Genomic DNA, 26,684 nt, shown 5'->3' with positions numbered 1-26,684 from the left:
TTTTGGGTAGGCGGCTCGATCGGTGAGTATCGTTCGTCGATCAAGTCAGAATGATAATATATATTATGTTAAATATAGATCATGCACTCTGGCTAATCGTGAGTGCCCTCAAGCGACAATCTCGAGCCCATCGTAGCCCACAATCACATTCTCCGGCACTTCAGCAACCAAGCTCGCATAATCCATCGACTTGTCCAGATGGCTCAGTACGGTCGTTCCGGCGTTGGTACGTCTTCCAAGCTCAATTGCCATCGCAAGATTTGCGTGAGTAGGATGCGGATCGCGCCTGAGGCAATCCGTTACCAGAATGTCGGTTCCATCCAGCAAATCGACCATCTCGTCAGTAATAGCGCTAAAATCAGTGGCATAGCATATGCTTTTGCCGTCAGCGTCGAAACGGAACGCTGTGGATTCCGTGGGACCATGCGGCATCTGGCACCATTCGACGCCAAAGCCGGCGCACATCCGCATCCGGTCTAGCGTGTCTAGCTTCACAATGGTTGGATAGCCGTGCTGGCCAGCGAAAACATAGTCAAACCGCTGGCGTAATCGCCGGACGGTCTCGGGCGAACCATAACCGGGTATTGCGTCTTTTCGGCCGTATCGGAGCACGCGTAGATCATCGATCCCGTGGCAGTGATCTGCATGGTCGTGAGTCCAAAAAACGCCATCGATGCGGTCGATTCTATTGGCTAGAAACTGCTGCCGCATATCGGTGGAAGTATCGATAACTAAACGACTTCCAGAATCATTCTCTACGAGGATGGAGACGCGGGTACGCCGGTTCTTTGGCTCGTTCGGGTCACAATCGCCCCAATCATCGCCGATCCGCGGAACACCGGTTGATGTTCCGGAACCCAGCATAATGACTTTCATGCTGCAGCCTTGGAAAATAGCTTGAAGAAGTTTGACGTCGTGGTTGCCGCGAGCTCTTCAACAGTGACGCCGCGAAGCTCTGACACGAATTCTGCTGTGTTACGGACGAATGCCGGCTCGCAGGTCTTTCCGCGATGCGGAACCGGCGCAAGGAATGGACTGTCCGTTTCGACCAATATCCGGCCTTCAGGCAATTCTGCTGCGATTTCCTGCAGTTCCTTGGCATTCTTGAAAGTCACAATACCCGATAGCGAGATTGTCAGACCAAGATCGAGCACCTTGCGGCCAAACTCGGATGACGCCGTGAAGCAGTGGATCAGGGCCGGGAAGGCCCCCCTCCCCAACTCGTCTTCCAGGATCGCGGCGGTATCATCCTCGGCGTCGCGTGTATGGATAATCACGGGCAGACCCGTCTCGCGCGCGACCGTGATATGCAGGCGGAAAAGATCCTGCTGAATTTTCCGGTCCGACTTATCGTAATAATAGTCGAGACCAGTTTCACCGATCGCAATGACGCGCGGATGCGTCACAGCTGTTCGCAACGCATCAATATCCAGCTCGGCGTGATCATCTGCATGATGCGGGTGGATACCAACGCTGGCCCAAACGTCTTTTTCACGCGCTGCGGTGCCAACAACTTGGTCCCATTCGCTTTGCTTAGTCGAGATATTGAGAAATCCCTGCACACCAGCGCTGCGAGCGCGCTTGAGCACTTCGCCCTGTTCCTCGATCAAACCGTCATATTCGAGGTGGCAATGACTATCGATCAACACTAGGCGGCCTCCGCTGCTGGCATATCAAGGCGAGGGAACACCCCTTCAGGCTTTTTCAATGGCACGCCAGTCGCCACACGGCGATCGAACCAGTCCGTATCGGTCAGATTGGCATAGTCGCGCTCGTTGGCGGGAATGCCCAATTGATCGAGCAGTTTATCGCTGGCGACAGGTACGACCGGACGCACCGCAATGGCCAGCGTGCGAACTTGCTTGAACAGTGTCAGCAACACAGCCTTCATCCGCTCGGGATCAGTTTTCCGCAATGTCCACGGCGCTTGATCGTCGACGTACTGATTGCAGGCAAAAACGCCTTTCATCCATGCATCCAGGCCATCGCTGAACGCGAGGTCCGCAAACTTGATCTGTAAATCCGCGCACGCAGCGTTCACAAGATTTTCGAGCTCGGCATCGGCGGTGGACGAGGCAAAATCAATTGAAAGAGAGCCATCCATATTCTTGAAAATCATGGACAAAGTTCGCTGTGCCAGATTACCAAAGCTGTTTGCGAGTTCTGCATTGCAGCGTGTGACGATGGCTTCAGGCGAGTAGCTGCCGTCCTGACCGAAGGCGACTTCACGCATCAGGAAATAGCGTAGATTATCGACCCCAAATTGCTCGGCCAGCGCAATCGGATCGGTCACATTGCCAAGCGTTTTGGACTCTTTCACGCCGCGATTGAGAAGAAAACCGTGCCCGAATACATGCTTAGGCAGCGGCAAATCCGCGCTCATCAGGAATGCAGGCCAATAGATCGTGTGGAACCGGACAATATCCTTGCCGATCAAATGCAGATCGGCCGGCCAGAACTTGCCCATATCGCCGTGCGTATCAGGATAGCCAAGGCCAGTCAGATAGTTGGTCAGCGCATCGACCCAAACATACATGACATGCCCATCAGCACCGGGTACTTTTACGCCCCAATCGAAGCTGGTGCGCGAAATGGATAGATCACGCAGTCCACCTTCGACAAATGCGATCATTTCGTTGCGGCGGCTGTCGGGCTGCAGAAACTCGGGCGTTTCTTCGAACAGTTTCAGCAACGCGTCCTGATATTTGGAAAGACGGAAGAACCAGCTTTCTTCGACCGTCCATTCAACAGGCGTGCCTTGCGGCGAAAGCCTCTCATTGCCCTCGCCTTCAATCAACTCTTTCTCGTCGTAATAGGCCTCATCGCGGACCGAGTACCAGCCTTCATAGCGGTCCAAGTACAGATCGCCTTTGGCCTCCATCGCTTTCCAGATTGCCTGGCTAGCGGTGTGGTGATCATCCTCGACAGTGCGAATGAAACGGTCATGACTGACATTCAACGTCTCGCACATCTCTTGGAAATAGCCGGACATTTCGTCGGCCAACTCGCGTGCGGTCTTACCCTGCTCCTCCGCTTTGCGCGCCATTTTCAACCCATGCTCGTCGGTTCCGGTCTGGAAACGCACATCGCGGCCTTGCGCGCGCTGGAACCGCGCGATGACGTCAGCGGCAATCGCCTCATAGGCGTGGCCGATGTGCGGGCGTCCATTCGGATAGGAAATGGCGGTGGTGATATAATAGGGTTCAGACATTGGCTCGCTCCCTATTCGGCGCGGCAGAGGCAAGCAAGGTGCCAATTTCGGCGACGAGTAAGCCCGCGTCAAAATTGTAGGTTGGCGCTTGGCTGGTCAGTGTGACCAGTTCGGCATGAGCCTCGACGATTGCGGGATAGTCTGCCGACGAAGCCTGATCGACGGCACCCGAAACAACCGAGCGTGCGAGGTCCAGCGTCGCCTGAATACGCTCGCGATTGGGCCGTGCACCGATAGTATCCGCAAGTCGCCCTCGCAGCATGAAATCGGGATCGCCGTTCGTGATAATATCCTGCATCAGTTTGAACAACGGGCCGAGATCACGCTCGACAAAATCCAATGCTGCACCGGGCGAGCCATTGGCTGCGACAATTGCAGCCTGTTGGGTGGCTGGTTCCGTGTCCGGTGCCTGTGCGGAAAGCAACCTAGCCATATCTTCATCTGCAATCGTTGGAAAACGCACAATCCGACAGCGTGAACGGATAGTAGGCAGCAAGCGCGCGGGTTGATGAGTAACCAACAGGAAGAATGTGCCAATTGGCGGTTCTTCGAGGCTTTTGAGAAGAGCATTGGATGCCCCCTTCTCCAAATCATCGGATGGATCGATGATGATCGCACGACGCGAGCCCAACGTTGGCCGGGTATTCAGACGCTGCTGCATTGCGCGAATCTGGCTGACCGCGATATTGCGCTTTGTTTCGTATGGCTTGCCGTCGGCGCGCTTTTTGTCTTCTTTGTCATCTTTGGGAAGACGCTCGAGGACAATGATATCAGGATGTTGTCCATCAGGTTGCGGAACGCCTTCCTCCGCAACTAACTCGCGCGCCGCGGCCATAGCGAAGTGCATTTTTCCCAGCCCACGCTTTCCTGCGAGCATCCACGCATGGTGCATCCGGTCGCCGACCAAAGCGTCGCGCCATTGCCGCCAAGGTATTTCGTGGCCAAGCATTGTCATGCTTGCTTGCCCAAAAGCGGCTCAAGAACGGACAACACTCGCTCGTGTACGTCGGCGGTGGTGCCATCACCGTCAATCACGCGGAATCGTTCCGGTTCGCCCTTGGCCAAATCAAGGAATGTCGTACCGACAGCAGCGTGATATTCGGCGCTACGCCCGCCAATTGCGTCGCTGGTGTCGCCGTCGCGCTCCGCAAGGCGTTCTGCGACCGTTTCTGGCGGGACGTTGATTAATATCGTCAGGTCAGGCCGTAAACCGCTGCTGCCTACTTCGTGCAGCGAGAGAACAGCATCGTCACCTACGCCCCCTGCCCCGCCTTGGTATGCTCTGCTCGAGTCTAGGTAACGATCACAGATCACCCATTCATCCCGTGCGATACGCGGTTTGATCAGCTTCTCGACATGGTCTGACCGTGCGGCGGCAAACAGCAAGGCCTCTGCGCGTGCTCCCCAGCCATCGCCCGGTGGATCAAGCAAAAGACCGCGAATAGCCTCGGCACCCTCGGTTCCACCCGGCTCGCGGGTGAGTGCGGCGGCGATATGCTGGCTTTGCAGATACTCTACCAGCAGGCGGGCTTGTGTGGACTTGCCCGTCCCCTCCCCGCCTTCAAATGCGATAAACTTACCAACCATTATCCGAACCAACTCTCAAATGCATTGGCGATCCTTTGGAATGTGCCTGCTTCGGCAACATCCTCGGACGCGCTCAGCGGAACGCGAGCGCTCGGTGATCCGGCAATATCGATCTGCAAATGCGCCACGGTTTCTCCTGCCACTATCGGGGCCTGCAACGGTCCTTCGTAATGAATGGTGATTGACGCAAGCTCGTTTGTGCCAGTTGGTACTGCCAGATTGATCCGGTTCGCCACTTCCACCTTGATGCTGCTTCGCTCACCATTTTGCACGCGCAGCGAGCCTATCTGCGCACCGGATTCAAACAACGTTCGCCGATCAAAGCCGTCAAAGCCCCAATTGATCAGATCACGCGCCATTTGCGCACGTTGCTGCTCAGTCGTGACCGCACCCAAAACCATTATCAGTCGCGTTCCATCGCGCTCGGCACTTCCGAGAAAGCCGTGGCCCGCTTGACCTGTATAGCCCGTTTTGATCCCGTCTGCTCCGGGCACAACGCCGGAAATCGGATCATGATTGGCTTGGGCGAAACCATTATGGCGCATGCCCTCTTTGCCGAAATATTGGGCGTAGAGCTGAGGGTGGCGACTCACCAGCGCCCGCGCAAGCTTGGCCAGATCATTGGCTGTGGTGAATGTCTTCCCCTCGTCCGGCCAGCCATTGGGAGTACCGAAATGGCTTTGCGCCATGCCAAGATCACGCGCGGCTGAATTCATCCGTTCGACCCAATTGTCGATGGACCCAGCCGCACCTTCAGCTAGCACCGCGCTCGCATCATTCGCCGACACTGATGCCATTCCGCGTAGGAGCAGGTCGACTGACACTTTTTCGCCGGGTTCAAGGAACATAGTAGAACCGGTACGGTACCAATCGTCAGCCACACTCTCGCTCATCACAAACGTCTGGTCGCTGCGAATATCGTCGGCTTCCAGCATTTCAAACGCGACAAAGATACTCATCACTTTTGTGATAGAGGCGGGAATAAAGCGGCGATCGGCGTTATCGGCGTGTAAAGTCTGTCCCGATTGCAGATCGACTAGCAGTGAGACGGGCGCATCATATGTGATGGTTTCAGCTTCGGTCTCGCACGCGCTTGACGCCGTCGAAACGAGCACCGCACAGGCTGCAACATTGGCTAGAAACCGTTTCACCATCACTCCCGCACCGGGCGGGAGCCGGCAGTCTATCCCGCAGTAAACACTCGCGCATCGCTATAGCCCGCTGCGCGGACCTTTGCGAGCGCTGCCTCTGCCTGTCCACGGTTGGTGAACGGGCCGGTGCGGACGCGATAGAACCTGCCCGACTTCTGGATAAAGCCGTTGATCGAGTTCGCGGCGCGTTTGGCGTTTGCCTCGCTGGAAAATGCGGCGGCTTGGACCACGAATGCCCCGTCAGTTGCAGGTGCAGATCGAGCGGCCACGACAGGTGTTGGTCGTTTCGGTGCTACGCGCGTCTCCAGCGGCGCAACGACAGGGCGATTTGGTGTCATAGCCTGTGCGCTGCGTACCGGAGTTCGCGCGACAGCTCGCGGAACCGTTACTGGTGTTCCGGCCGACGTAGCGAAGCGCGGTGTCCGCGATAGTGGCGCAAGCGGATATGCTGTCACTGCCTTACGCTCTTCCGTGAAGGCCTGAGCAAAAGACGCAGCCGTTGCTTTCGGAACCGAGGTTGATGCTACACGGGAGACGGGCGTTGTTCGGGTAGGCGCGCTAGCTACTGCCGGCAATTCTTTCGAAGTCGCCGCTACCACTGACGGCGCAGCGTTCGGTTGGGAAACGGCCAGATTCGCCGAGCCAGTCTCTGGCAATTTCCGTTTCAGAACCGCCAAGAGCGATTTCGGCGTATTCATTCGGGAATCGACAGTCTGCCCCATGCGCAGCTTTGCACGATCTGATTCGGGTGGATTGGTCCGTCGCACTCGGATTGAAGCGCCGCTTTGGATGCCCAGTTGCGTCAATGCTCCCGGAGAGAGTGCTGCGACATGGCTGTTGCTCATCGGTCCGCGACGCTCGGCTCTTGCCAAAATTGTCTTGCCAGTTTCCAGCGATGTCACCTCGACATAGCTCGGCAATGGCAGCGTTTTGTGCGCGATCGACACGGAATTGCCGCCATCGCGATCGAGCACGGCATAGCCCACTTCGTCGAAATTCATCGTGTCCAGAGGCGTGTAGAGCTGACCGTCCACTTGATATGGCTCACCAACAACCAATGGATAGTCGTCTTGCGGGCCGGTTGCAGCTGCAACGACCGGACGATCTGCATTCGTCGCCAACGGAGGCAGATCACCTCCACTAAATCGGCCACAGGCCGCCAGCATTACGGTCAGGCCCAAGACGCAAAAGCGCTTCAGGGCACGGGTTCGGACGTCAGTTGGCAATCTCATCTGCAAGCAATCCCACACTCATTGCGTAGTAATTCGAGCAGTTATATTCGAGGATAACCCTATAATTTGCGGTTAAGAGCCATGCAGGTTTTCCTGGTCCGTCGGGTTGGAAGAATGACGCCATGACGTCATCTGCCAGGTATTTCTGCGGCTGAACACCCAATTTCCGCCATTCTGCGACTGTTTTCCATTGGCTATGACGCTCATGAACGCGCGAACAGACTGGCGAGATAATCTTGTTTTCGATTGCAGTTCGGTTGAGATTCGCTGGAACAGACGCGCGAACGCCCCAAGGCTGGCCCGTTCTCCAGCCCGAATCGTTGAAATAGCGCGCGATCGAGGCGAGCGTGTCTGCACGATTATTGAAGATGTCCGCGCGGCCATCGCCATCACCGTCGGTCGCCAGGCGCAGATAGACGCTGGGCAGGAATTGCGGATTGCCGAAGGCGCCCGCCCAACTACCCACCAGCTGTGATCGTGAGTAGCCTCTGTCGGCGACTTTCAGAAGCGCGATCCATTCACTCTCAAAGAGATCACGGCGGCGCCCTTCCCAAGCTAGCGTTGCAAGAGAGCGCGAGAGGTCAAAATTGCCTTTAAAGCTGCCGTAGTTCGTTTCGTGACCCCAAATCGCCATCAATATCTCGGACGGAACGCCGAAGCGTTGCTCGATGCCGGAATGTAAACCGCGCGTTGCGGAGTGCATCTCTTTTCCTCGGCGTATGCGGGTTGGGTTTACGTGGGTGCTAATATAAGGGGCAAGCGCGGGATAGCCTGTGCGCGTTGGTGTTCCGGGCTGCCCCCGATCCAGCCGGATAACCCGTTGGTTCGGTGTCAGCCCTGATGTCATCCGAGTTATCGTGCGCTCGGTCACACCCTCGGCACGGGCTTTGGCCATCATGAGCTGCAGATATGCATCGAATGAGAGATCTTGTGAGGCGGCCGGTACAGTAGGCGACATCATCGCAAGAGCGGCGGCGGCAAGCAGTGTAACGCGAATTTTCATGACCTAGTCGTGTCACATTTAACCTTAATCGCAAGTGCATATCGATAAGCGGATGTGAAAAAGTCCTCGTAACGCGCTTTTTATCGCTGGATCATGCGTCTCGCGGAATTTGCCTCTTTACCTGCGAAAAAACCGCACCTAATGCGCTGTCGGGCAGTTGGCAGAGTGGTCGAATGCACTAGTCTTGAAAACTAGCGAGGGTGCAAGCCCTCCAAGGGTTCGAATCCCTTACTGCCCGCCACTTTCTACAATGCGTTTTTGAGCAAAGCCTCATAGTCATCACGGCACGCGTCCGCCGTTGCGGCATAGTCACCAGTCAATTCAGGCAGCGACCCGGGTGACGGACCGAAGCCGGTCGAGGCGTTGACCTTCTCATACCAATGCTCGCCCCAGATACCGTCATCCGGATGCGGCCCCTTTTCCCAGCTTAGCATTTGCTCCGTCCATTCAATATCGAGTGCGGCGCACAGCTTCTGTAACATCGCCACAGGGGCAGCCATGAACCTGTCGGCATCGAAAATTGCGGGTGTGCTCCCGCTTCGTTCGGTCTCAAAAGCAACATATCGGCGAATATCGGAGAAACCGAGCACTTCTGGGCGGCGCAGCTCGTTTTTTGCCTGATAGCTGGCGACGACACGTTCCGGCGCGCGGATCAGGAAGACGTGGCGGTGGTCAAGCATATCTTCGATCCCGACGGGCCCCACCATATGGTGGGGCATATGCTTTTGATACCAAATCGGTTCGCCGCCAGATGGAGCACCGGACAAAGTCGCAAGCACTGATTGCCAGTTGCAGTCCATCGAATCGATGGTTTCACGCGCCATAGGATGCGGTTCACCGCTGTCCTTCAGGAAAGCCCCATAAAACGGCTCATCGCTGACCGCGCAATCGCTGCGCGCACCGAAACTGCGCATCATAGCAGTTGAGATATTACGTGGTCCGGACCACATCGCGATCCGGGTTGTCATGCGCCGCTCACATCGGAGTGAAGGCGTTCAAGATAGAGCTTCTGCAAACGCTCCACCATCGGGCCACGTTCAATGCCGATTTCACGGCCATCAACGGTGCCAACCGGCGCAAGCCCCGCGAAGGTTCCCGTGGTGAACGCCTCGTCCGCACCATAGACGTCAATCAGAGAGAAGTTCCGCTCGTACACCGGAATGTCTGCGTCGCGGGCGATTTCGATCACCATCCCGCGTGTAATGCCGTCGAGGCAATAGTCACCGCTGGATGTCCAAACCTCGCCATTCTTGACGATGAAGAAATGCGTCGAATTGCACGTTGCCACAAAGCCATGCGGATCGAGCATCAATGCTTCGTCAGCGCCTGCTTGGGTGGCTTGAATGCAGGCGGTAATGCAATTGAGTTTGCTATGGCTGTTGAGCTTCGGATCCTGCACATCAGGATAGCCACGCCGAACATGAACCGTAAACAAGTTCAGCATGTTAGTGGCGGTTTCTGGAACGGGATCCTTCCATTCAGGGATGATCACAATGGTCGCAGGCGAAATCACAACACGCGGGTCCTGGTAAGGTGTCGAGCGAATACCGCGCGTCACCATCAGACGGATATGAACGCCGTCACTATTCATACCGTTGGCTTCAAGTACTCCGTAAAGCCGATCAATCATCTGCTCTTGAGAAATACCGATATCCATCGCGATAGCTTTCGCACCACGATAAAGTCGTTCCAGATGCCGGCTCAGAAACGCAATACGCCCTTCGTGAACGCGCAGTCCTTCCCAAACGCCGTCACCCAGCATGAACCCGCTATCGAAGACGGACACCTTCGCATCAGGCCGCGCGAAATGCTCCCCGTTCACGTCGATAATCACGTTGTCATTGCGCGCATCGGCAACGTAGCTGTGCGTCCCCTTACCCATCTTCGTCAGCCTCTTTTCAGAATATCGTCCATTTGTTCGCGCAGGATCGGATCCCACTCAGCGCGGAGCTCTTTGACCTTTGCAATCAGCGGTTCGTTCTCGTCGAACGGCACGTCCATGTCATACAACTCCGCGACTTCAAACATCGCTCTACGGTCCATTTCTTCGAATGCGTCCTTGGCTGCTTCGGCTTGCTGACGATCCATTCCCAGCGCCTCGTAAGCTGAACGCCCCATGCGTAGCGTGCTGTCATAGGTCTCGCGAATGATATCGCGGCAGCCATAGGCCCACAGTTCATAGACGTGATTGCGGTCAACAGCGCGCGCGGTGACGTGCAGGTCCGGGAAGTGTTTGACGGCGTATTTTACCAGTGTGTCGATCTGCTCGCGTTCGTCGAGAGCAACGACCAACAGCTTCGCTTTTTCGATGCCGGCTGCATGGAGAAGGTCTGGCCGCGTCGCATCGCCGAAATAGCTGCGAAAGCCGAACTTGCGTCCGATTTCTAACTGACGCGAGCTGTAGTCAATGACGGTCGTGCTGAAGCCAGCGGCCTGCAGCATACGGTTGACGACACCGCCAACGCGGCCGCTACCGGCGATAATGACGGGGTTTTCCTCATCGATATGGTCGGCGTCTTGCTGATCATTTCCGCTGTAGTGCGGTGCGATCACTTTCTCATACAGGATGAAAAGTAGCGGCGTGATAAGCATCGTCAGTGCGACGATCAACAGAAGCAAATCAGCCAATGCCGTATCGAACACAGCATTGGCAACCGCGAACGCAATCAAGACAAAGGCAAACTCGCCCGCTTGAGGCAGACTGAGACAGAAGAGCCAAAGCGCCTGCTTTCTCAAACCGTAGAACCAGCCGACGCCTAGCAGAACGAGGAATTTCGCCACGATTGTTACGACCGCCCAGAACACGACATCGCGCCACATCTCGGATGCAAGGACGAAGTCGATACCGGCGCCGACGGTAATAAAGAATAGACCCAGCAGCAGCCCTTTGAACGGGTTTATGTCGCTCTCAAGCTCGTGGCGGTATTCGCTAGTAGCGAGAACAACACCTGCCACGAAAGCGCCAAGCGCTGGCGACAATCCGACAAGCGACATCAACACGGCTATGCCGATCACAACAGCAAGCGCTGCCGCGGTGAACAGTTCGCGCAAATTTGCTGCAGCAATGTACCGGAACAGCGGTCTGATGGCGTAAATGCCGATTGCCACGACCGCCGCGACGGCACCAATCCGGGCCAATGCGGCGAGCCATATAGGCAAGCCTGCGGTCAGGTCTAAGCCGCCATGTCCTCCCTCGCCTCCATGGGAACCACTGATGTCATAAAGCTCAGGCATTGCTAGCAACGGAAGCAGCGCAAGGATTGGAATGACCGCGACATCCTGCACTAGCAAGACGGAGAAGCTCGCCTCCCCACCTTCTGATTTGAGAAGCTTTTTCTCGGTCAGCGATTGGATAATAATCGCGGTCGATGATAGTGCCAGCACCATTCCGATTGCCAGCGCGGTTTGCCATGGGTTGGAATTAAGCAGCCCGATCCCAGTAATCGCCAAGGTAGTGAGCAAGACTTGCCCACCTCCAAGGCCCAACAATTTACCGCGCATTTCCCAAAGACGTTTGGGCTCAAGCTCAAGGCCCACGATAAATAGCATCATCACGACGCCAAACTCGGCGAAAATCTGCATCGCTTCCACATCAACGTCGAGAAGCGCGAGCAAAGGGCTGATTGCCATTCCCGCGAGCAAATATCCGAGAACCGAACCAAGGCCGAACCGGCTTGCGAGTGGCACGGCGATAATCCCCGCGACGAGGAGCAGAAGGGCCAAGATCAGGAACGATGTCATATCATCATCCCTGCCCTATATAGTCAGATGTGCAAAGCTTTGCCGTACGCGCCAAGCACACTTTCGTGCATCATTTCGCTCAGGGTTGGATGCGGGAACACGGTTTGCATCAGCTCAGCCTCGGTGGTTTCGAGCTGCTTGCCGACGGTATAGCCCTGAATCAGTTCGGTCACTTCCGCGCCGATCATATGTGCGCCAAGCAATTCGCCGGTTTTCGCGTCGAATACGGTTTTGATAAAGCCTTCCGCTTCACCCAGCGCAATCGCCTTGCCGTTGCCGATGAAGGGGAAGTTGCCGACTTTGACCTCGTAGCCTGCTTCTTTCGCTTTCGCTTCGGTCATGCCGACGCTGGCTATCTGTGGGTGGCAATAGGTGCAACCGGGGATGTTGTTGCGATCCAGCGCATGCGGATGCGCGTCTTTGTTGCCCATTTCCTGAGCAATTGCTTCGGCGGCGGTCACGCCTTCATGGCTGGCCTTGTGCGCGAGCCACGGGCCAGGCGTGCAATCGCCAATCGCCCAAAGGCCCTTTGACTTGGTCCGGCCGAATGGATCGATCTGGATAAATCCGCGATCCATCTCGGTCAGTTTATCCAGCCCGATATTTTCTGTATTGGGCTGGATACCGATGGCGATGATCGCGTGGGTGAACTCATCGGTGGTGACCTTGCCGTCTTTTCCTTTGATCTTCGCAGTCACACCTTTTGCCGTCACTTTCAGATCTTCGAGGCCGGTGCCGGTCAGGATATTCATGCCTTGTTTCTTGAGCGACTTCTCAAGGAAGGCAGACACTTCTGCATCCTCTACAGGAACCAGCCGATCGAGCATCTCAACCACTGTAACATCACTGCCCATATCATTGTAAAAGCTTGCAAATTCGATACCAATCGCGCCGGAACCAATGACCAGAAGTTTCTTCGGCATTTCGGGTGGTGTCATCGCGGTCCGGTATGTCCAAACGCGCTTTCCATCTGCCGGCGCGAATGGGAGATCGCGCGCCCGCGCGCCGGTAGCGACGATGACATGCTTGGCGGTGAGTTTCTCCTCACCTTTCTCGCCCTTCACCGTCAGTGAGGTTGGACCGGTTAGGGCCCCCTCGCCCATATGGACGGTGATTTTGTTCTTCTTCATCAAATGCGCGATACCGCTGCTAAGCTGTTTCGCGACGCCGCGGCTACGCTTCACAACAGCGTCGAGGTCAGCCTCGATGCTCTGCGCTTTCAGGCCGTAATCGCCCGCATTCTGCATATAGTGGAAGATTTCGGCGGACCGCAGCAGCGCTTTGGTTGGAATACAGCCCCAATTGAGGCAAATTCCGCCAAGATTCTCGCGCTCTACAATCGCGGTCTTCAACCCCAATTGCGCGCAGCGGATTGCCGCGACATAGCCACCAGGGCCGGAACCAAGGACGATAACATCGTAAGAGGAAGCCATAATTATTCCACCAAAGTTTCTGTGAGTTGTGGGTCTTAACCCGCTACTAACTCGATATATTTTGCTTCGACCCAGCCATATTGACAGGGGCCACTATAGGGTTCGGGTTTGGAAACGCTGCTGCTGACGCGGCAGTCGCCCAATTCTTGCTTGTCACCCGACGGATAGACCACCCCTTGCCAGCCCTCGTCAGCCTCGCACAGCCAGACCAGCGATCCTAACGGAAGCTCATATTTGTGCTTCCCTCCTTCATGCGCATCGAGATAGACCCGCATGAAATCGCCCTTCTTTGGGGCAAAGCGGGCAATCCGGCCGATCCCTGGGCAGGCGTCCGTTTCAGGACCTTCCATGCCTACGTACGGCACTCGGCCTTCATCCTCGATACCATCACTCGTTGTCGTGGCGGCAATCAGCGTAGTCGAGAGAACAAATGCAAGCGTGTTCATGCTCTTACGCCAGCAATCCTAGCGGATTCTCCACCAGTGTTTGGAAGGCCTGCATAAACTGCGCGCCGTCTGCGCCGTCGATTGCGCGGTGATCGAAGCTGCCTGTTGCGCTCATTACCGTGGCAACAGAAAGTGCGCCATCGACCACATGCGGGCGTTTCTCGCCGGCACCAACCGCCAGTATCATCGCCTGTGGCGGGTTAATCACTGCGTCGAATTGCTTGATCCCGAACATGCCGAGGTTCGAAAGGCTGGCCGTTCCGCCCTGATATTCGTGCGGCTGCAATTTGCCGTCGCGGGCTTTGCCGGCAAGCTCTTTCATCTCGGTGGAAATCGCTGAAACGGTCTTGTCGCCTGCATCGACAATGATCGGCGTTATCAATCCACTTGGTGCAGCAACGGCTACGGAAATGTCGGCTCTGGAGAATGTGCGCAACACGTCACCGCCAAAGCTGACATTACATTTTGGCACTTGGATCAATGCTTTAGCTAGCGCTTTGATCAGCAAATCGTTGACTGATAGCTTGATACCTTGCGGCTCCAGCGACGCATTGAGTTCCGCGCGCAGTTTGAGCAACTTATCGAGCTGCACATCAACCGTCAGGTAAATATGAGGAATGGTCTGTTTCGCTTCGGTCAGGCGGCGCGCAATGACCTTGCGGACATTGTTGAGCTTCTCGTCCTCATGCGGGATGCCGAAGTCTGGCAGATCAGATGGAGCAGCGGGTGCTGTCGCAGCACTTGTGGACGCAGACGAAGCCGCGGGCGCTGCTGTGCCTGGCTTAGCGTCTTCAACATCGGCTTTGACGATCCGGCCATTGGGACCGCTACCGGTGATTGAGGCGAGATCGACGCCTTTTTGCTCGGCAATCCGTTTCGCTAGCGGTGAAGCAATCACGCGGTCGCCGGCCGGTGCAGCAGGTTTCGCTGCTGCCGGAGCGGGCGTTGGCGTGGGAGCTGGAGCCGGTGCGGCAGCCTCTTCTTCAGCTGGTTCAGGCGCTGGTGCTGCTTCCTTGGGCGCTACTGCAGCCTCCTCCGGATCCTCGTCTTCGCCAGCTAGTGTGGCAATTACAGTGCCGACCTGAACGCCCTCAGTTCCTTCTTCGACTTCGATTGCGACAATTACGCCCTCGTCGACGGCTTCGAATTCCATCGTGGCTTTATCGGTCTCAATTTCGGCCATGATATCGCCGGAATTGACGGTGTCGCCCACTTTGACGAGCCATTTGGCGAGAGTACCCTCTTCCATAGTTGGCGAGAGAGCGGGCATCTTAATCGGGGTTGGCATATCGGTCCGGAAATCCTGTTTTGGCCTACGCAGTCTCTCTGGCCAATTTGCGCGTTCCGGGCAAGGTTCTTGCGCCGAATACGTTTTCACTAGATATAGCTACGCGCAAATGGCCGACCATATTGGTTGTCGTAAGGGAATTCGGGTGCGGACCTATCTGGTAATCATGGACGAGACCGACGAAGCGCGCAAAGCACTGCGTTTCGCGTCACGGCGGGCATTGGCCACAGGCGGCGGCGTGCATATTCTCGCATTGGTCGCAAAACAGAATTTCAACGCATTCGGCGCTGTGCAAGCGACCATCGAGGAAGAAGCCCGCGACAGAGCGGAGGTGCTGGCGAGCAGCGCCGCCGGTAATCTGTTTTCTGAAAGCGGGAAAATGCCGACGATCTCGGTTAAAACCGGCGAAGGTCAGGCTGTAATCAAGGAATATCTCGGCGAACACCCCGAAGTGGCGGCCCTGGTGCTGGGTGCAGCCGCAGAGGGGCAACCCGGCCCGCTGATCGCACACTTCTCCGCACATTCCGGAGCGCTGCCCTGCCCACTCTATATCGTTCCCGGCAGCTTCTCGAATGAAGAGATCGACCGTCTGACGGCTTAGCGCTTTTTCTTGCCTTGGTGACGGATATTGCCCGGCCTGCCGCGCTTACCCTTCGTATATTTTTTGTGCTTCGGTTTACCTTTGTGGTGGAATGCAGAGCGGTTGCCGCGCGGTTCAATCGGGTTTCCGTCAGAGTCTAACGGCACAAATTTGAGCGCACCGGTTAGAGCGTTTGCTTCACCAAGCCGCAACTCCAGCCGGTCGCCAGACGAATAGCTGACACCGCTACGCTCACCGACAAGCGACTGTGCCGTTTCATCGTAGCGGAAATAGTCGGAGCCTAGTGTTGAGACAGGCACCAATCCGTCTCCACCGAGTCCTTCGATTGTTGCGAAGAAGCCGAAGGACTGCACGCCGGTGATGCGCGTTTTAAAAGTCTCACCAACACGGCCCGAGAGCCATGCCGCGACATAGCGATCAATCGTATCGCGTTCGGCTTCCATTGCGCGGCGTTCGGTTTTGCTGATCGCATCCGAGATTTGGCCAAGATCTTCTCGGTCCTTGTCGGACAGTCCGGACTGTGGCGGCAAGTCGGCTTTGGGCTTGGGTTGCTCAAGCTGATACGAATCCACCAGAGCGCGGTGCACCAGCAAATCGGCATAGCGGCGGATTGGTGAGGTGAAGTGCGCATAGGACGCCAACGACAGGCCAAAATGCCCCATATTGGCTGGACCGTAATAGGCCTGCGTCTGCGTGCGGAGGACGGCCTCCATCACTTGCGCTTTTTCGGACTCTTCGGTGACATCTTTCAGCATCCGGTTGAACAGGCTTGGCGTGATCACTTGCCCGAGAGCGAGCTTCTTGCCGAAGGTCTCGAGGTAGTCCTTCAGCGCGACCAGCTTCTCCCGCCCAGGAGTTTCGTGAACACGGTAGACGACGGGTGCTGTCTTCTTCTCCAACGCTTTGGCGGCCGCGACATTGGCGGTGATCATGAATTCTTCGACGACGCGGTGCGCATCAAGCCGTTCACGGACCGCGATCTCGGCAATTTTGCCCTGATCATCGAGCATTACGCGGCGCTCTGGCAGATCAAGCTCCAGCGGGTCGCGAGCAGTCTGAGCAGCATCGAGCACCTTCCAGCAGGCCCACAGGTTTTGCAGATTTTCGGACGCGTGTTTGTCGTCAATCCGACGCTGCGCTTCTTCATAGGCGATAACCTCGTCGATCTTCACGATAGCGCGAGTGAAGCGAGTGGAAGTGATCTTGCCCGTTGACGAAATGGTGACGTGGCATGCCATTGCGGCGCGGCCCTCGCCTTGCCGCAGCGAGCATACATCTGCGCTGAGAATTTCGGGCAGCATCGGGACAACGCGGTCGGGGAAATACACCGAGTTGCCGCGTTTGCGTGCTTCGCGGTCTAACGCTCCGCCGGGACGAACGTAGAAGCTTACATCGGCAATCGCGATGACTGCTTTGAAGCCCCCCTCGCCATCAGGTTCGGCCCAGATGGCATCATCATGGTCACGCGCATCGGATGGATCGATGGCGACAATCGGCAAGTGACGTAAGTCCTCGCGCTTCTCGTCGCTCAAAGGCAGTTTGGCCGCAAGTTCGGCTTCCGCCAGCGTCGACTCCGGGAAAATATTGGGGATACCGTGCTTGGAAATTGCGATCAGGCTGAAGCTTTTCGGAGCGAGCGGATCACCCAGCACTTCGACAACTTTGACCCCCGCCCGCGGACTACGTCCAGCAGGTTCAGCCATCACGAGTTGGCCCTCTTCAGCACCGCCAAGGTCAGCAATTGGTGATGAATCGCGCACGCGCTTATCGACGGGAGCAAGCCAGCCCTTTCCGGCACCGTCCAGCTCGACAACGCCCATCAAGCCTTCGGTCGGGGCCGGCAGCTTCTTCATGATATGCGCCTGCCACCCGCCGCCAACTTCTTCGTTGCGTGCGAGAATACGGTCGCCGATCTTCAGCGCGGCATGGCGAACCTTCCCGCCTTTCTTTTCGATGATTCGAATGCGCGGCGGCGGTGCGCCATCATCCGGTTCCCAAGCATCGGGGATCGCAAACGCCTCACCATCTTCGATATCCATGACCTTGAGAACGGTGACTTTCGGAACGCCGCCCATCCGGTGATAGGCCGTCCGCTTGCCGTCGATCAGGCCTTCCTCGGCCATGTCCTTCAACAGCTTCTTGAGGGCGATCTTTTCCTGACCTTTCAGGCCGAAAGCCTTCCCGATCTCCCGTTTCCCGACAATACTGTCGGCAGATTGGATGAATTCGAGAACCTGCTCACGCGTAGGCAAGCCTGGAGGTGGACGTTTGGTAGGTCGTTTGGACATGAGCGGCCTATGGACGCGGTAGAAGCCCGTGTCACTCGAATAGGCGGCTTAGCCTAGATTGCCGTCAAACGTTGGTCGGTCCGTCGGCATATTGGTTCGGTGTTTGTTGCGATTTGATCAGTCCTATAGCGACGATAATCAGAACAACCATCCAACCGATCAAATCTTGCGCAATCATTCCGGCTTGTACTTCCGGCTCGCCGCCGGCCTGTGTGGTTGCGACAGCATCGCGCAGCGTTTCGCTCAAACCGTCGAGTTGACGGTAGGAGAAGTACATCCATACCAATTGCAGACCCAGCGGAATCGCAAGAACCAACCCTGGCAGGCCGCTATCATGCGCACGGCGGACCAATGCGGCGGCCATCAGGACAATGTTGAGAATGCCGAGCCAGATACCAGTGCGTACCAGTGTAGCCGGCAGACCTTGCTCCATCATAGCATCAAGAGCTGCGGCTTCGACTGCTACCGTATTGCTGGGGTCGGCCACCGCGCTAGCTTCGGCAAACACTCCCATCAATCCAGGGATCGTGGCGCCGATAATGACGGCAATATTGAGGAAGACAACAAACAGAAAATACCGCCAGAAGACGCCACGCCCATCGCGGCCCTTGAAATCAAACAGGCGTTTCAGATTATATCCGATGGCGGCAATCATGACTGGGTCTCCTGATCCTTAATACGCACGAGCAACATAGATGCGCTCAACGGCAACCTCGCCGGTAAAGATGCACGGACTGTCATTCGGCTCAGCGTTCATAGGCACATTGCGAATGGTCAGTTTGAGCGCTTTTAGCTGCTCGACCACTTGTTCCAGCGCCGGGCCGGTCGGCTTCGACCACTGCACTTCCACCCAACCCGGGTATTGTGCGTTGTCGTTATAGAACTCCGTCAGCTGATCCATTGTCGCAATGTCACGCGTGATATTTGCATCGCGCCGATCACGGGCTTCAGTGAACAGTTTAGTCTGAATTTCTTCAAGAATCGCTGGAATTTGTTCGGCAGCGTCTGCTTTCGAAGGTGCGTGGAAGTCAGGCTTGCCACTCTCCGCCCACAAGGCATCGCGGCGCAGTAGGCTGACCACACCATTGTCCATGTCGCGGCTGCCGACTTCGACAACAATCGGCGCGCCCTTGCGGACCCAGTTCCAGCGTTTGGCAGCAGCTTTCCCGTGGCTCTTATCAACCATGGCGCGAACTTTTTCACCGCAGGTGATTGCGCCTTCCAGCAAGTCCTTCAAGCTGTCACAATAGTCGACGATAGCCGCATCAGCATCTTCATCTTTCCCGCGCAGCATGGGCAGGATCACAACCTGCCATGGTGCAATCGTTGGCGGCACGCGCAGGCCGTCATCATCGCCATGCGTCATGATGACGCCGCCGATCATACGAGTTGAAACGCCCCAGCTTGTTGTATGACAAAGCTCTTGATCGCCGTCTTTGTTCTGGAACTTGATGCCAGCAGCCTCGGAGAAATTCGTGCCGAGATAATGCGACGTTCCAGCTTGCAGAGCCTTGCCATCCTGCATCATCGCTTCAATTGACCATGTCTCAACCGCACCCGGAAACCGCTCGTTTTCGGGCTTCTCACCGGCGATCACAGGCATCGCCAGATCTTCTTCAGCGCAAGAGCGATAGACCTCAAGCATCCGCAAGGTGTGCTCTTTGGCTTCGGCCTCTCCGTCATGCGCGGTGTGACCTTCCTGCCAGAGAAACTCACTCGTGCGCAGGAACATCCGTGTGCGCATTTCCCAACGGACGACGTTGGCCCATTGGTTCATCTTGAGCGGCAGATCGCGCCAGCTCTGAATCCAACGCGCCATCGCGTCACCGATAATCGTTTCCGATGTCGGACGAACCACCAAGGGTTCTTCCAACTTCGCTTCAGGATCGGGCACCAACCTGCCTTTGCCATTCGTTATCAGCCGGTGGTGTGTAACCACCGCCATTTCCTTGGCAAAGCCTTCAACATGCTCAGCTTCACGCTCGAAATTCGACAGCGGAATGAATATCGGGAAATAGCAATTGTCATGGCCGGTATCTTTGATCCGTTGATCAAGCAGATACTGCACCCGCTCCCAAATGCCGTAGCCCCACGGCTTGATCACCATGCAGCCGCGTACGCCCGATTCCTCGGCCATGTCGGCGGCGGAGATGACTTCTTGATACCACGCTGCAAAATCGTCAGCGCGTTTCACCGTTAAGGCGTGGCGGATGTTAGACACAATAATTCCTGCTTTGTCTGATGTGACGTTACGAAAGTAGCGGAGGCTACTTACCGATTTCGTCGAGCTTTTTTTGCATCTCTGCCATTTGTTTGCGCAGAGCGTCGATTTCATCATCCTGACTTGGCGGCGTAGCTTCTGCGCTGTCCTTGTTACCTGGCAAGATAGCTTCACCAACCGCGCGCATCATCGCCATGTTATTCTCGTGGATCTTGGCGAATGGATTATTGCCGAGGCCCTGCTTGAAGGCCTCTTGAATTTTGGTCTGGTTGGCGCGGAAATTTGCCATCGACGCTTCAAGATATTGCGGCATCATCGATTGCATCGAATTGCCATACATAGAGATCAGATCGCGCAGAAAGCCGACCGGGAGCATCTGCTTACCGTTGGCCTCTTCATCCATGATGATTTGCGTTAGAATCGAATGTGTAATGTCATCGCCGGACTTAGCATCAACAACCTCAAATTCGGTTCCGTCACGAGTCATTTTCGCGAGGTCTTCAAGCGTGATGTAGCTAGATGATGAGGTGTTATAGAGCCGCCGGTTGGCGTATTTCTTGATCGTGACCTTGTCGCCGGTCTGCGCGTCGCGCTTGGCCATGGATGAGCCCTTTATGTTGCAGTTGATGCTGCGTTAGCACCCGCAGCATGTGCAGCGCAACATATGTGGCACACTTACCCCTGATTGTGGAAGCGTTGTCCCAAAATGGTCAGTAGCTCATATTGCGATAGACCGCTGACTTTCGATGCTTCCGGTAGGCTGTAAGGCACATTGAGCCAATCGCCTTCAACGAGCTCCGGTGCATTTGTGAGATCGACGACAATCATGTCCATCGATACTTTACCTAGGAGTGGTAATTGGCGACCGTCGTTGCGCAAAAATCCGTTTCCGGCCCAACTGCGTAGGAAGCCGTCAGCGTATCCGAGTGACACGACTCCAACGCGCATATCGCGATCAGCAGTAAAGGTCGCATTGTAGCCGACTTGATCACCGGTGGAGAGTGCACGGACCTGCATTATTGCGGCCTCTGGATATGCGACCTGCCGGATCACGTCAGACAGTTCTGACCTAGGCACGCCTCCATAAAGGGACAGACCCGGTCGCACGACGTCGAAATGGTAGTCCAACCCCAATGCAACGCCTGCACTGTTTGCCAAGCTTAGTTGAGAATGCGCAACCTCAGATCGACATCCCTCAACCATGCGTCGCTGCGCTTCATTCATCGGGCTATCTTCATCGGCACAGGCGAGGTGAGACATTAGTATCTGCACGCTCAGCGCTTGGATTGCGGGATCAGCAAGATCGCTCGGGCTGACACCAAGCCGGTTGATCCCGGTGTCGATCATTAGATGACACGCCTCGCCCCCTGCATCGTTCCACGCCCTAGCCTGTGCAATCGAATTGATAACCGGCAGTACGCCAAGTGCTTTTGCGTATGCGGCATCTTCGCTCGTGATCGGTCCGTGCAGAACTACTATCTGCTCGGGAGGAACATGCCGCGCAACGGCGGCGACTTCGCTCCAATGCGCGACGAAGAACAGCTTGGAGCCTGCATCGCGCAATACAGGCACGCAGATATCTACGCCAAGCCCATAACAGTTTGCCTTCACGGCGGCTCCGGCACGCGCAGAGCGCGCCATATCATCCAGGGCACGCCAATTTCTAGCGAGCGCTTCGGTATCAATACGAAGCCGCAGCGTTGGCGGAGGCGCGTCAGGCATTCTCTTCAAAGTCGCGCGGTGGTCCGTCGGGCAGACCCCACCATGCAACCATCAGCGCGATTGCGGTGAATATCCACGTGTACCACAGGCCCGCATAGGCATCACCCGATTTGGCGATGATGTAACCCGCGATGAGTGGCAGGAACCCGCCAAAGTAACCGGCACCCAAATGGTATGGAATCGACATCGAACTATACCGAATTCGGGCCGGGAACATCTCTGAAAGCAACGCGGCCACCGAACCATAGGTCAGCGCGGATAAGCCTCCCAGGACAAGCAGCACGGCGATAATGCCAGCTAGATTTATGAATGGCGGGCTCTGCACCGAAAAGTCATAACCTGAACTAGCGAGACCGTCCTCTAGAGCAGCACGACGTGCAGTGGCATCGTCCCAATCATAGCCATCCAGAGCGATTGGTGATGCACCGGCAGCCAAAGAGAGTGTGCCGCCCTCGTTCAACGTATAGGGAACACCAGCATCGGTCAGATCTTCCAGCAGTTTGCCGCATTGCGTTTCCTGACTCTCGGCAAACGGGTCGTAGCTACAATCCGGCCCGCTCACCACGATTGGTGCAGCGGCGGCGGAGGCGTTGAGCGACGGATTGGCCAATGCACCGATTGCCCAGAAACATGGGAACAGCAGGACAAGCGTGAGGATGTTTCCGATGATGATCGGTTTCTTACGCCCGACCCGGTCCGACCATTTGCCGACAATTACAAAGAAGCTCATCGCCAGCAGACCGGCAATGAAAATGATGATCTCGGATGTCAGCCCATCGACCCGCATCGGACCCTTCAGGAAGGAAAGAGTCGAGAAAAACGCGGTGTACCAGATCACAGTGAGACCGACCGCTACGCCAAACAGAGCTACAAAAATCCGCTTCTTATTGCCGGGATAGGTGAAGCTCTCGACGAACGGATTGGCGGCCATTTCGCCCGATTCCTTCATTGCTTTGAAGACCGGACTCTCGGACAATTTCAGCCGCATCCATAGAGAGATCAGCAGCAGGATAATCGAGAGCAGGAATGGAATGCGCCAGCCCCACGCCGCGAACTCCTCAGCCGGGATCAGCGCGCGGCAGGTTAGAACGACGGCAATACTCAGGACAAACCCACCAACAACGCTGGCTTGAATGAAACTGGTATAGAAGCCGCGCTTCTCCGGTGGAGCATGTTCTGCGACGTAAATCGCCGCGCCGCCATATTCGCCGCCTAAAGCAAGGCCCTGCAGAATACGCAGACCGATCACGATAATGGGCGCGGCAATCCCGATAGAGGCAGCGTTCGGAATAAAGCCAACGCCCGCCGTCGCGATACCCATCAATGTCACCGTTACGAGGAAAGTGTACTTTCTACCAAGCTTGTCGCCGAGGTAACCGAAGAGCACCGCACCCAGTGGTCGGAAACCAAAACCGACGGCAAAGCCCGCCCATACCAGCAGCATCTGCAGGGTCGCATTGTCCGATGGGAAGAATGCCGCGCCAATTAGTCCGGCAAGCGCACCATAAATGAAGAAATCATACCATTCGAAAATCGTACCCGCCGATGATGCGGCGATCACAAGTCTGATTTCTTTCTCACTCGGCTCGTGAACTGTCGGTGCTGCGGTTTCGCTCATGGCGCTGTGACCCTCCCCAAGAATCCTGAAGAGCGGCTTCTAGCCGTCTGTTTCGCCCTTGGAAAGCGCCGCAACCGCTGCTCTCCACGGGAGCATGATCGCTTCATGTCGCGCGGGATAGGCTCTCGCTTCTGTAAGTAGCGCTAAGCTAGGCCAGTCACACAAATCCGATCCATTCGCCAACCAGACCTCTAGCGAACGCATTGCTCGCTGCAGATCGGCTTTGGTCGTTCCTTTTGCGGCCTTGGCGAAGATAGCTGCTGAAGCTTGCCCAGTTGCGCACGCAGATACTTGTAAGCCGATGGACTGGATCGACGAGTCTTCACGAGGTTCGATTGCGATTGCCAACGTGCTACCACACGACCGCGACCGGACATTCGCCCGCAAAACCTGTTCTTCGGTTATCGGATAATCCGCAAGCTCTACCGCCAACCCGAGAATTTCAGGGGTATAGAGCCGCGCCGCGCCCTGGCTGGCGGTCAATTGGTTTCTTCTGCTTCTTGAATGCTCAAGCTGGCGCGCCGTTGCTCGATCATTTGAACCAGACCATCCGCACCAGCGTTGACCACAGGGTATGTTCGCGCGGTGGTTATCCAACCCGGTCGACCAGCCACGCCCCATGCCGAGTCATAGCCGAGCACCAGCACCGAGAATGCGATAACCACAATGAGTGCACCTTTGATCGCACCAAAGCCAAAACCTAGCACCCGGTCAATCGGTCCGAGAAGCGACGCCCGGGACGCTTCACCAGCCCGCCCCGCGATCAGCTTCATACCGGCATAAGGTATAAGCAGCAGCAGGGCGAAGGCCAGAATAGCCACCGCCGTGTTATATTCGAGATATTCGCCCAATGCTTGGTAGAGCGGCGTATGCAGATAATGGATGGCAAAAATCGCCAACAGCCATGCGGCTAGCGACAGCATTTCCTGCACTAACCCGCGCAGAAAGCCACCAACCGCCGCGACCCCGACGATAATCAGCACAATGATATCAAAACCGGTCATATCGGCCCGTAGGATTATTCAGATGCGACCACTTGGTCAACGAGGTTAGCAAGCTGTTTGACCGCCCGATAGTTAAGACCAGGTGAATTTTCCACATCTTGCGGGCCCGCGCCCGACGTGAATCCCAGTTTTGCTGCTTCGCGCAACCGTAAACCGGCATGTGCCACGGGGCGTATCTCTCCCGCGAGAGATACTTCACCAAACCAAACGCTCTGTGTCGGCAACGGCTTGTCAGCCAGTGCCGAGACCAGCGCGGCCGCAACTGCTAGATCAGCAGCGGGGTCTGATAAGCGGTAACCACCGGCCACGTTCAAATAGACCTCTGCCGAGCTGAAATTAAGCCCGCAGCGCGATTCGAGAACAGCAAGGAGCATCGCTAACCGGCCATTGTCCCAACCAACCACTGCACGGCGCGGGGTCGCGCCGCTCTGCAACCTGACGATCAAAGCTTGGACCTCGATAAGCACAGGCCGCGTTCCTTCCAAAGCCGGGAACACCGCGCTGCCAGCTAATGGAGTATCGCGGCCCGAGAGGAACAACATTGATGGGTTGGAAACCTCTTCCAAGCCTTTGCCAGCCATTGCAAACACGCCGATCTCGTCGACAGCACCAAAGCGATTTTTGAGCGCACGGAGGATACGGTATTGATGGCTGCGCTCGCCCTCAAAGCTCATCACCACGTCAACCATATGCTCGAGCACACGCGGGCCGGCGATATTGCCGTCCTTGGTCACGTGTCCAACCAATACCAGCGCCGTGCCGTTTTCCTTGGCATATCGGATCAGCTCGAACGCGCAGCCGCGTACTTGGCTGACCGTTCCAGGAGCGCCCTCAATAGTGTCCGAGTGCATTGTCTGGATCGAATCGATCACAAGCAGCTTCGGCGGTTCCATCGATCCAAGCGTTGTCAAAATGTCTCGCACGGAAGTAGCTGCAGCGAGTTTAATCGGCGCATCAGCCAAGCCGAGCCGCGAGGCACGCATGCGGACTTGCCCGGCCGCTTCCTCACCGCTGACATAGACTGTTGAGCGTCCGTCTTTTGCGATTTTGGCTGCCGCTTGCAGAAGCAGAGTCGACTTACCGATGCCGGGGTCACCGCCCATCAAAATCGCCGAACCGGGCACCAATCCACCGCCTAGCGCGCGATCAAACTCGTCGAGACCTGTCGGTTGACGAACCAGTTCTTCGCCCGGGGCGTTCAGTTCTACGAACTCAACCGCCCTGCCCCCACTTGATAGATCATGTTTTTGGGAGAAAACTGTGGCCGGAACATCTTCGCTTAATGTGTTCCATTCGCCGCAATCTGGGCATTGGCCCTGCCAACGATGTGAGACCGAGCCGCAAGCCGCGCAAACATAGCGTTTCTTTGGTTTTGCCATGGCTCTCCATAATTGGAACAAAATAAGAACTCAAGCGCGGAATTCACTGCCCGTTCATTGCGATGGAGAATATTTGCCCGATGACTATACAGCAGACAATCCGACGGCGCGAATTCATTGGCGGATTGGCGCTGAGTAGCGTGCTCCTCTCATCTTGCTCCAAAGCGAGCACCGCGATCGCGCAGAGCACTGAGGATACTCCAACCGAACGTGCCGCGAGATTGATCGCTTCTGCCCGCGAGCAAATCGGCGTGACCACAGCTTACGATCCCTCATACACGGGTCTACAGTATCCCGGCGGCGATGTGCCGCGTTCTCGCGGTGTCTGCACCGATGTGGTCATTCGCGCATACCGTGACGCATTGGGCCTCGATCTTCAGAAGCTCGTCCACGAAGATATGAAAGCGAATTTCTCCGCATACCCGAACAATTGGGGGCTTCGTTCTACTGACCGTAATATCGACCATCGGCGCGTCCCCAATCTGCAGACTTTTCTGAAGCGCAACGAAGCTGCCCTACCCATCAGCACCGATCCGGATGACTGGCAGGTCGGCGACATCTTCACCAGCAAGGTTGGCGGCAGATTGCCGCATATCGGCATCGTATCAGCGCGCCAGAGTGATGGTACATTGCTGGCAGTGCACAATATTGGGCGCGGTGCACGCGAAGAAGCAGTGGTCTTTGCGCACCCGTTGGACGGCCATTTCCGCTGGCAAGTTTGAGATATCCATCAAACATTTGTGTTTGCGCTTGCTGCTA

25 protein-coding genes and 1 tRNA gene are annotated in these 26,684 nt (G+C 56.2%); 3 read left to right on the top strand and 23 right to left on the bottom strand.

Going from position 1 to position 26,684, the window contains the following annotated elements:
• Positions 1–108 precede the first annotated feature (108 nt).
• From J9777_RS04890 to J9777_RS04855, 8 genes are read right to left on the bottom strand one after another with little or no spacing between them, the layout of a single operon-like run.
• Positions 109–876 carry an MBL fold metallo-hydrolase gene (locus tag J9777_RS04890; RefSeq protein ID WP_209347635.1) on the bottom strand — a complete coding sequence of 256 codons (768 nt, stop codon included), beginning with the start codon at positions 874–876 and terminating at the stop codon, positions 109–111.
• The gene (locus tag J9777_RS04885; protein ID WP_209347634.1) at positions 873–1,649 is read right to left on the bottom strand and encodes a TatD family hydrolase; all 777 of its coding nucleotides are present in this window, start codon (positions 1,647–1,649) and stop codon (positions 873–875) included. Before J9777_RS04885 ends, J9777_RS04890 begins: the two co-directional genes overlap by 4 nt.
• Positions 1,649–3,211, bottom strand: coding sequence for a methionine--tRNA ligase (gene metG, locus J9777_RS04880; protein WP_209347633.1), 1,563 nt, complete (start codon positions 3,209–3,211; stop codon positions 1,649–1,651). The genes J9777_RS04885 and metG overlap by 1 nt, the downstream gene beginning before the upstream one ends.
• On the bottom strand, positions 3,204–4,166 hold the full coding sequence (locus J9777_RS04875; RefSeq protein ID WP_209347632.1) for a DNA polymerase III subunit delta': 963 nt from the start codon (positions 4,164–4,166) through the stop codon (positions 3,204–3,206). Before J9777_RS04875 ends, metG begins: the two co-directional genes overlap by 8 nt.
• Entirely contained in the window at positions 4,163–4,801 is a 639-nt protein-coding gene (tmk, locus tag J9777_RS04870; RefSeq protein ID WP_209348607.1) for a dTMP kinase, read from the bottom strand. The genes J9777_RS04875 and tmk overlap by 4 nt, the downstream gene beginning before the upstream one ends.
• Positions 4,798–5,952 (bottom strand): D-alanyl-D-alanine carboxypeptidase family protein, encoded by a 1,155-nt coding sequence (locus J9777_RS04865; RefSeq protein WP_209347631.1) that lies wholly within the window; start codon positions 5,950–5,952, stop codon positions 4,798–4,800. Before J9777_RS04865 ends, tmk begins: the two co-directional genes overlap by 4 nt.
• A 29-nt stretch (positions 5,953–5,981) precedes the next feature.
• Positions 5,982–7,181: an SPOR domain-containing protein gene (locus J9777_RS04860; RefSeq protein ID WP_245228507.1), complete on the bottom strand. Its 1,200-nt coding sequence runs from the start codon at positions 7,179–7,181 to the stop codon at positions 5,982–5,984.
• On the bottom strand, positions 7,165–8,184 hold the full coding sequence (locus J9777_RS04855) for a lytic murein transglycosylase (RefSeq protein ID WP_209347630.1): 1,020 nt from the start codon (positions 8,182–8,184) through the stop codon (positions 7,165–7,167). The genes J9777_RS04860 and J9777_RS04855 overlap by 17 nt, the downstream gene beginning before the upstream one ends.
• A 151-nt stretch (positions 8,185–8,335) precedes the next feature.
• On the opposite strand from J9777_RS04855, the gene J9777_RS04850 reads away from it, so the two are divergent.
• A tRNA-Ser gene (locus J9777_RS04850) sits at positions 8,336–8,425 on the top strand.
• 4 nt (positions 8,426–8,429) lie between these two features.
• Here the strand turns inward: J9777_RS04850 and J9777_RS04845 are convergent.
• From J9777_RS04845 to J9777_RS04820, 6 genes are read right to left on the bottom strand one after another with little or no spacing between them, the layout of a single operon-like run.
• Entirely contained in the window at positions 8,430–9,152 is a 723-nt protein-coding gene (locus J9777_RS04845; RefSeq protein ID WP_209347629.1) for an HAD family hydrolase, read from the bottom strand.
• On the bottom strand, positions 9,149–10,066 hold the full coding sequence (locus J9777_RS04840) for an aminotransferase class IV (protein ID WP_209347628.1): 918 nt from the start codon (positions 10,064–10,066) through the stop codon (positions 9,149–9,151). Before J9777_RS04840 ends, J9777_RS04845 begins: the two co-directional genes overlap by 4 nt.
• Positions 10,067–10,071: 5 nt before the next feature.
• Positions 10,072–11,925, bottom strand: coding sequence for a cation:proton antiporter (locus tag J9777_RS04835; RefSeq protein ID WP_209347627.1), 1,854 nt, complete (start codon positions 11,923–11,925; stop codon positions 10,072–10,074).
• A 23-nt stretch (positions 11,926–11,948) separates the two neighbouring features.
• A complete protein-coding gene (lpdA, locus tag J9777_RS04830) occupies positions 11,949–13,358 on the bottom strand; it encodes a dihydrolipoyl dehydrogenase (protein ID WP_209347626.1) in 1,410 nt (469 codons plus the stop codon).
• Between the two features lie 35 nt (positions 13,359–13,393).
• Positions 13,394–13,804 (bottom strand): hypothetical protein, encoded by a 411-nt coding sequence (locus J9777_RS04825; RefSeq protein WP_209347625.1) that lies wholly within the window; start codon positions 13,802–13,804, stop codon positions 13,394–13,396.
• A 4-nt stretch (positions 13,805–13,808) separates the two neighbouring features.
• Entirely contained in the window at positions 13,809–15,092 is a 1,284-nt protein-coding gene (locus J9777_RS04820; protein ID WP_209347624.1) for a pyruvate dehydrogenase complex dihydrolipoamide acetyltransferase, read from the bottom strand.
• A gap of 145 nt (positions 15,093–15,237) precedes the next feature.
• Here J9777_RS04820 and J9777_RS04815 point away from each other — a divergent pair, with 145 nt between their 5' ends.
• The gene (locus J9777_RS04815; protein WP_209348605.1) at positions 15,238–15,693 is read left to right on the top strand and encodes a universal stress protein; all 456 of its coding nucleotides are present in this window, start codon (positions 15,238–15,240) and stop codon (positions 15,691–15,693) included.
• On the opposite strand, the gene rnr is transcribed toward J9777_RS04815, so the two are convergent.
• From rnr to radA, 9 genes are all read right to left on the bottom strand, one after another.
• Positions 15,690–17,981, bottom strand: coding sequence for a ribonuclease R (gene rnr, locus J9777_RS04810; protein ID WP_209347623.1), 2,292 nt, complete (start codon positions 17,979–17,981; stop codon positions 15,690–15,692). The genes J9777_RS04815 and rnr overlap by 4 nt on opposite strands.
• 64 nt (positions 17,982–18,045) lie before the next feature.
• Complete coding sequence (locus J9777_RS04805) at positions 18,046–18,636, bottom strand: DUF805 domain-containing protein (RefSeq protein WP_209347622.1); 591 nt, start codon at positions 18,634–18,636, stop codon at positions 18,046–18,048.
• 18 nt (positions 18,637–18,654) lie between these two features.
• On the bottom strand, positions 18,655–20,202 hold the full coding sequence (gene proS / locus J9777_RS04800) for a proline--tRNA ligase (protein ID WP_209347621.1): 1,548 nt from the start codon (positions 20,200–20,202) through the stop codon (positions 18,655–18,657).
• Between the two features lie 46 nt (positions 20,203–20,248).
• The gene (gene phaR / locus J9777_RS04795; RefSeq protein WP_209347620.1) at positions 20,249–20,803 is read right to left on the bottom strand and encodes a polyhydroxyalkanoate synthesis repressor PhaR; all 555 of its coding nucleotides are present in this window, start codon (positions 20,801–20,803) and stop codon (positions 20,249–20,251) included.
• A gap of 74 nt (positions 20,804–20,877) precedes the next feature.
• Complete coding sequence (gene alr, locus J9777_RS04790; RefSeq protein WP_209347619.1) at positions 20,878–21,924, bottom strand: alanine racemase; 1,047 nt, start codon at positions 21,922–21,924, stop codon at positions 20,878–20,880.
• Entirely contained in the window at positions 21,917–23,542 is a 1,626-nt protein-coding gene (locus J9777_RS04785) for an MFS transporter (protein ID WP_209347618.1), read from the bottom strand. Before J9777_RS04785 ends, alr begins: the two co-directional genes overlap by 8 nt.
• Before the next feature lie 39 nt (positions 23,543–23,581).
• Positions 23,582–24,025, bottom strand: coding sequence for an iron-sulfur cluster assembly scaffold protein (locus tag J9777_RS04780; RefSeq protein WP_209347617.1), 444 nt, complete (start codon positions 24,023–24,025; stop codon positions 23,582–23,584).
• A complete protein-coding gene (locus tag J9777_RS04775) occupies positions 24,022–24,546 on the bottom strand; it encodes a CvpA family protein (RefSeq protein WP_209347616.1) in 525 nt (174 codons plus the stop codon). Before J9777_RS04775 ends, J9777_RS04780 begins: the two co-directional genes overlap by 4 nt.
• 14 nt (positions 24,547–24,560) lie before the next feature.
• Entirely contained in the window at positions 24,561–25,925 is a 1,365-nt protein-coding gene (radA, locus tag J9777_RS04770) for a DNA repair protein RadA (protein ID WP_209347615.1), read from the bottom strand.
• 80 nt (positions 25,926–26,005) lie between these two features.
• Between radA and J9777_RS04765 the strand changes: the two genes are divergently transcribed.
• Positions 26,006–26,647, top strand: coding sequence for a DUF1287 domain-containing protein (locus J9777_RS04765; protein WP_209347614.1), 642 nt, complete (start codon positions 26,006–26,008; stop codon positions 26,645–26,647).
• The last annotated feature ends 37 nt before the right edge of the window (positions 26,648–26,684 follow it).

The sequence above is a fragment of the Pontixanthobacter sp. CEM42 genome (assembly GCF_017812015.1).
Lineage (GTDB): Bacteria > Pseudomonadota > Alphaproteobacteria > Sphingomonadales > Sphingomonadaceae > Pontixanthobacter.
Note: the sequence above shows the minus strand (reverse complement) of the source record. Positions and strands in the feature narration are given on the sequence as shown.

Excerpts from the sequence above, each read along its gene's own strand:
- J9777_RS04775 (WP_209347616.1), bottom strand. The coding sequence starts at position 24,546 with ATGACCGGTTTTGATATCATTGTGCTGATTATCGTCGGGGTCGCGGCG.
- radA (WP_209347615.1), bottom strand. The coding sequence starts at position 25,925 with ATGGCAAAACCAAAGAAACGCTATGTTTGCGCGGCTTGCGGCTCGGTC.
- rnr (WP_209347623.1), bottom strand. The coding sequence starts at position 17,981 with ATGTCCAAACGACCTACCAAACGTCCACCTCCAGGCTTGCCTACGCGT.
- J9777_RS04875 (WP_209347632.1), bottom strand. The coding sequence starts at position 4,166 with ATGACAATGCTTGGCCACGAAATACCTTGGCGGCAATGGCGCGACGCT.
- phaR (WP_209347620.1), bottom strand. The coding sequence starts at position 20,803 with ATGGCCAAGCGCGACGCGCAGACCGGCGACAAGGTCACGATCAAGAAA.
- J9777_RS04860 (WP_245228507.1), bottom strand. The coding sequence starts at position 7,181 with ATGAGATTGCCAACTGACGTCCGAACCCGTGCCCTGAAGCGCTTTTGC.
- metG (WP_209347633.1), bottom strand. The coding sequence starts at position 3,211 with ATGTCTGAACCCTATTATATCACCACCGCCATTTCCTATCCGAATGGA.
- J9777_RS04825 (WP_209347625.1), bottom strand. The coding sequence starts at position 13,804 with ATGAACACGCTTGCATTTGTTCTCTCGACTACGCTGATTGCCGCCACG.
- J9777_RS04890 (WP_209347635.1), bottom strand. The coding sequence starts at position 876 with ATGAAAGTCATTATGCTGGGTTCCGGAACATCAACCGGTGTTCCGCGG.
- J9777_RS04845 (WP_209347629.1), bottom strand. The coding sequence starts at position 9,152 with ATGACAACCCGGATCGCGATGTGGTCCGGACCACGTAATATCTCAACT.
- J9777_RS04835 (WP_209347627.1), bottom strand. The coding sequence starts at position 11,925 with ATGACATCGTTCCTGATCTTGGCCCTTCTGCTCCTCGTCGCGGGGATT.
- J9777_RS04855 (WP_209347630.1), bottom strand. The coding sequence starts at position 8,184 with ATGAAAATTCGCGTTACACTGCTTGCCGCCGCCGCTCTTGCGATGATG.
- J9777_RS04865 (WP_209347631.1), bottom strand. The coding sequence starts at position 5,952 with ATGGTGAAACGGTTTCTAGCCAATGTTGCAGCCTGTGCGGTGCTCGTT.
- lpdA (WP_209347626.1), bottom strand. The coding sequence starts at position 13,358 with ATGGCTTCCTCTTACGATGTTATCGTCCTTGGTTCCGGCCCTGGTGGC.
- J9777_RS04765 (WP_209347614.1), top strand. The coding sequence starts at position 26,006 with ATGACTATACAGCAGACAATCCGACGGCGCGAATTCATTGGCGGATTG.
- J9777_RS04785 (WP_209347618.1), bottom strand. The coding sequence starts at position 23,542 with ATGAGCGAAACCGCAGCACCGACAGTTCACGAGCCGAGTGAGAAAGAA.
- alr (WP_209347619.1), bottom strand. The coding sequence starts at position 21,924 with ATGCCTGACGCGCCTCCGCCAACGCTGCGGCTTCGTATTGATACCGAA.
- J9777_RS04805 (WP_209347622.1), bottom strand. The coding sequence starts at position 18,636 with ATGATTGCCGCCATCGGATATAATCTGAAACGCCTGTTTGATTTCAAG.
- J9777_RS04820 (WP_209347624.1), bottom strand. The coding sequence starts at position 15,092 with ATGCCAACCCCGATTAAGATGCCCGCTCTCTCGCCAACTATGGAAGAG.
- J9777_RS04840 (WP_209347628.1), bottom strand. The coding sequence starts at position 10,066 with ATGGGTAAGGGGACGCACAGCTACGTTGCCGATGCGCGCAATGACAAC.